Below are 4,829 nucleotides of genomic sequence, written 5' to 3'. Positions count from 1 at the left end.
TTCTTACCCTTCCTACCCTCCCTACCCTTCCTACCCTTCTTACCCTTCCTACCCTTCCTACCCTTCTTACCCTTCTTACCCTTCTTACCCTTCCTACCCCTCCCTACCCCTCCCCTCACCCCTCCAGCCACCCCTTAAACGCCGTCACTTTCTCACGGGAGACCATCACCTCCCCATCTGTCTTAACCGCGAGTTTGACAACCAGTCGGCTACCCGAGTGGGCCACCACATCGGTGATATGTGAGAGGGAAACAATATGGCTTCGGCTAACTCTGAAAAACAGCTGCGGATCTACCAATCCGGTGATTTGTTCGAGGGTGAAATCCAGGGCCAGGTCCTGTCCGGCAGAGGTTTTGACAAAAACGGCCTTTTCCATCGAGTAAAAAAGGGCGATGTCCTCGGTAGGAATCATTTTGAGGTGCTCGCCGACTTTCACTAAAAACCGGCTCTTAAAACTATTGGTCAGTTGATTGAGGGTGGCCGCCATGGATGACAGCTCCAATGAAACGGGTCTGGAATAAAAGCCATCGTTGAATTTTTTAATGGCTGCCTTAAGCTCCTCCTCTTTAAGGGGCTTGAGCAGGTAATCGATGCTGTTCACTTTAAAGGCTTTCAAGGCATATTCGTTGAAGGCGGTGGTGAAAATGACGGGGAAAACGACCCGGGTTTGCTCAAACACTTCGAAGCAAATGCCATCGGCCAGCTGAATATCAAAAAAGGCCAAATCCGGGGCAGGAAATTCCTGCACCCACTTCACCGTGGATCGGACCGAATCAAGGGTGGCCACGATTTGCCCATCCGGAATCAATTCGGACAACATCCGGATTAACTTTTGAGCCGAAAAGGGCTCATCTTCGACGATCAGTATTCTTAATGCCATGCTGCGGTGTTTTTTATGAGCCAATGGATGCTTCTGAAATGATGGGCAGGTGAACCCTGAAGTAACCGTTCTGATGAATGACTTCCAACTTTTGATGCCCCAATCGCTCATAACTTCGGGCGATGGTTGGCAGCCCGATACCCGAGCCATTGCTCACCACCTTTCGTGGTTGAAAATTATTGGTCACCACCAAATGGTTACCTTCTCTGGTAAGGGTGACCTGAAGAGGGTTTTCCATGGACGCTTCATTATGTGTAAAGGCATTTTCCAACAGAATTTGCAGGGACACAGGCACCACCCATCCTGCCCGGTCGGCGACATCAATGGTCACATTCAGCGCATCTCCCTGGCGTATTTTTATCAGCTGAATATAAGACTCGGCAAATTCAAGCTCTTCGGCCAACAAAACCAAATCCTTGTCCCTTTGCTGCAACACATATCGATAAACGTCTGAAAAGCGGGAAATAAAAACCTTGGCTTTGGGCGGATGGGCATCCACCAATGAGTTGAGCACACTCAGACTGTTGAAAAGGAAGTGGGGATTGACATAGCTTTTTAAGGCTTCGTATTGCAGGGCCAGAGCTTCCCTTTTCAGCTCTTCCTCGCTGACCAGCAGTTTGCGCCATTCGGTAAAAAACCGACTGATGTAAAAGATACTGGTGATAACGAGGGAGATAAATAATTGAATAATGCCTACCAGAAAAAAATACTGGGGGCGTTCTTTGATGGGATGATCAGAAATAAGAAAATACAGATAATGGTTGACCAGGAAAATGACCAGGGCAGAAATCAGAATGGTACCCACGACATCCAGAAAAAGCGTGAATTTGGGTCGTACATGCCACGGAAAAAAACGGGCAATTATACGGGAAAATAATTCATTGACCTTCCACAAGGAAGAACCGATCACCAGTGAATAAATGGCGGATTTTAAAAAGTGATCGGATGATTTTAAAATGCTGCCCCAGCTGAACAGCATACTGATGGTCAGGCCTATGACCAAAACAATAAGGACATCCCGGGATGTCCTTAGCAGAAAGTTCCTGACTGAAATAGCTATTTTTTGCATTCTTCCATCATTTGTTGGGCCTTCTCCTGCCCCCATCCGGGATAAAGGGCGGAAGGAGAAGAAGCTGTTTGGTAACACGCCACCGCTTTTTCAAAATGCGGCAAGGCATTTTGAGCGCCACCTCCAAACATCGATGGGGTGTGGTACACATTCATTCCCATCAATAAATGCGCTCTGGCGTTGGAGGGCTTGAGACCTATGGCTTTTTCCAGTGCTTCTGCGGCCAGTCCGGAAAATTTCATGCCCCGAAAAGAACTGACCTGAATGCGCCCCTGATAAAGATAGGCTTGCAGTACATTCAACTCCGATGCATCGCCGCCGAGTTCCAGAGATTTTTCTATGTCCCGTTCCGCCTGATCCAAAATGGCATCGATCGTTTCTCCGTCAGACTCCCTAAAAGCATGCATAATGCGGGCGTAGGCCAAATAATAACGGGCCTCCCAGCGTTCCGGCTCAGCCACAGCCATGCGTTCCAGTCTGCTGACGCAGGATTTCACCTCCTCAACAGAAGAAGCCTGATGCAATTGATCAACGGTCTGCAATACCGCTGCCTCAAAGGGGGACGTTTCTGCATTTGCCTGGGTCCAAAAATAAATTAAAAATGATAAAATCAACAGTGTTCTCATGACGAAATATTTAAATGGTTACAAAAATGCCGGCAAGATAAAACCGGGAAGCTTCCGGCGTTACCGGATATCCCTGGTACACCCCGTTGGAATCGGGTTGATCGGCGTAACGATGTCCGAAAACGTTTTGGCGTCCCAAAACGTTGCTCACCGAGAAATAAATTATGGTTGACTTTCCCCATATGGTTCTTAAATGACTGCAATTGATACTGACGTTGCTGTAATTAGGGGTGAATGAATTCATAAATCCCGCTTTATTGGGGTTGTGGTAGGGGCGACCGCTGGCTATGGTGGTGGACAGTCCCAGTTGGGTGGTAATGGCATTCAGCCAATATTTACCCACAAAGGAAAAGGAATGGGTGGGTGCAAAAGGGGGTGTTGCTTTTTCGGGATAATCGCGGTACTTGCGTTCTGATTCGAGGTAGGAATAAGACACCCAGAAATCCAAAAACCGAATGGATTGCTGGTCACGGTAGAACAGTTCAAAGCCTTTGGAATATCCGCTTCCGCTGTTGTTGTAATATTCTGGGTTCCAGAATTCCTCCTTGTTATAGACCACCAAACTGCTATAATCCTTGAGGTAGGTCTCCAGACGCACTACCCGATTGTTACGTTCCCATTGGTAGTTGAGGATGTAATGGTTGGCCTGCTCAAAATCGAGCCGACTGGTAAACCGCAGCAAAGGCTCTTCCGGTGTCTGGTAAAAATTGCCGTAGGCCGCCGATACTTGTCCGTAGGCCGACAATTTATAAGCGGCCGACAGGCGCAGAGCCCATTGACTTTTGTCGAGCAAGGAACTGTGCTCGCCCCTTAGCCCTACCCGGGTAGCAACGCGACCCAAGGGCTGCCATTCCATTTCCGAAAAAAGAGCCGATCCCAGATCGTGAAATTGGCTTTGATTGGAAAAGCCCGTTTCCGTCTCGTAATAATCCTGGCGAAAACGATTCAAGGTTTCTTCTATGCCCATGACGAGTTTGAGTCCGCCAGACAGTTGCTTACGCGCCGAAATCTTGCCCTGAAGATTCTGATTGAGCTCATCGACCTTAAAATACTGCAGATCCAGTCGGTTGTCGTCCACCGTCAGCGCCATACCACTTTTGATGAACCAACCGCTCTTTAACTCCCCCGAATGGGTCACATTGGTATAGCTGTTGCGGTTATCGATACTCAGTTTGGCCATTGTTCCCGGTCGGGTGGTATTTGGAAAATCCAAACCAAACTGTGAGCGGGAAAAAGTGCTGAAGACCTTCACCATGTGCTGATTTTTCAATAATTGTCGGGCACTCATCGTCAGCGCCAATTCCCGGGGCGGCAAATTGATTTCATTCTTTTGGGGGACCAATCGGTAATAGGGTCCGAGATTGAAATAATTCGCGCCCACAGAAAGCGAGCTGTTTGAATCACGAAAAGTCTGGTTGATCCCCTGCCCCACACTCAGAAAGGAAAGTTCTGTCTGTGTTTTCTCCGGAAAGGAATTGGTATTGAGAATCAGGGCCGATGAAAGTGCCTGGCCGTACTCTGCCGAATATCCGCCGGTGCTAAAAGTCGTTCCGGTGAACAAAAAGGGCGAAAAACGTCCCCGTGAAGGCAAATCCGGCATACTCGACGAGTAGGGCTTCTTGCTGAGCAAGCCATCCACAAAGGTCTTCGACTCATAACCATCCCCCCCGCGCACAAACAGGCGCCCGTCTTCCCCTACCACGGCGGTCCCCGGCAAGGCCATCAAGGCTCCGTAGATATCGCCTTCGGCACTGGGGGTCGTAACAATATCCAGGGGATTCAGGGTGATGCTTTTCTTTTGGTCGCCGGCTTCAAAAAGACCGGCGGTGATGATCACATCGCCAATTTTTCCGGGCGTAACCCTTAACTCAAAGTTGGCCTGGGTCAATGCCTGGTCAATCGTTATGCGCTTTTCCTGCATTTCATATCCCAAAAAAGTCGCCACCAAAACCTGCTCGCCGTTGAGCGCAGTCTCAAACTGAAAACGGCCCTCCGCATCGGTAGCAGCACCATCAAACTGCCCCTTAATAAAGACATTGGCACCTGCCAAAGGAAGCTCCGCGGCATCCCTGACAATGCCACTAATGGCGTATTGCCCCTTTACATTGGCAGTACCCGCCAGCACTAAAAAGCTAAGAACAAAAAATACTTTCATGGTCATCTGCTTATTCACAATTATTTTTCAAAGTTGCACTAATCCTCCATCAATGTAAAGAAAAACAGGACGACCCGCGGTGTGGCCCGGACCAATTGG

Annotated in this window: 4 protein-coding genes; all 4 read right to left on the bottom strand. The window is 48.8% G+C overall.

Annotation, left to right across the window (positions count from 1 at the left end; all coding sequences use genetic code 11):
• Positions 1–115: 115 nt before the first annotated feature.
• Genes JCM15548_RS19905 through JCM15548_RS19890 form a run of 4 tightly spaced genes read right to left on the bottom strand, consistent with a single transcriptional unit; the run spans position 116 to position 4,730 of the window.
• Positions 116–880, bottom strand: a complete 765-nt coding sequence (locus tag JCM15548_RS19905) for a LytR/AlgR family response regulator transcription factor (protein WP_062128906.1) — start codon at positions 878–880, stop codon at positions 116–118.
• Between the two features lie 13 nt (positions 881–893).
• Entirely contained in the window at positions 894–1,949 is a 1,056-nt protein-coding gene (locus tag JCM15548_RS19900) for a sensor histidine kinase (RefSeq protein ID WP_062128903.1), read from the bottom strand.
• Positions 1,937–2,575 carry a tetratricopeptide repeat protein gene (locus JCM15548_RS21845; protein WP_062128901.1) on the bottom strand — a complete coding sequence of 213 codons (639 nt, stop codon included), beginning with the start codon at positions 2,573–2,575 and terminating at the stop codon, positions 1,937–1,939. Before JCM15548_RS21845 ends, JCM15548_RS19900 begins: the two co-directional genes overlap by 13 nt.
• A 10-nt stretch (positions 2,576–2,585) precedes the next feature.
• Positions 2,586–4,730, bottom strand: a complete 2,145-nt coding sequence (locus JCM15548_RS19890) for a TonB-dependent receptor (protein WP_162198296.1) — start codon at positions 4,728–4,730, stop codon at positions 2,586–2,588.
• Between the last annotated feature and the right edge of the window lie 99 nt (positions 4,731–4,829).

Origin of the sequence: Geofilum rubicundum JCM 15548 (assembly GCF_000974365.1) — a bacterium.
In the GTDB taxonomy this organism is placed as follows: domain Bacteria; phylum Bacteroidota; class Bacteroidia; order Bacteroidales; family Marinilabiliaceae; genus Geofilum; species Geofilum rubicundum.
Note: the sequence above shows the minus strand (reverse complement) of the source record. Positions and strands in the feature narration are given on the sequence as shown.

Excerpts from the sequence above, each read along its gene's own strand:
- JCM15548_RS19905 (WP_062128906.1), bottom strand. The coding sequence starts at position 880 with ATGGCATTAAGAATACTGATCGTCGAAGATGAGCCCTTTTCGGCTCAA.
- JCM15548_RS19900 (WP_062128903.1), bottom strand. The coding sequence starts at position 1,949 with ATGCAAAAAATAGCTATTTCAGTCAGGAACTTTCTGCTAAGGACATCC.
- JCM15548_RS21845 (WP_062128901.1), bottom strand. The coding sequence starts at position 2,575 with ATGAGAACACTGTTGATTTTATCATTTTTAATTTATTTTTGGACCCAG.
- JCM15548_RS19890 (WP_162198296.1), bottom strand. The coding sequence starts at position 4,730 with ATGAAAGTATTTTTTGTTCTTAGCTTTTTAGTGCTGGCGGGTACTGCC.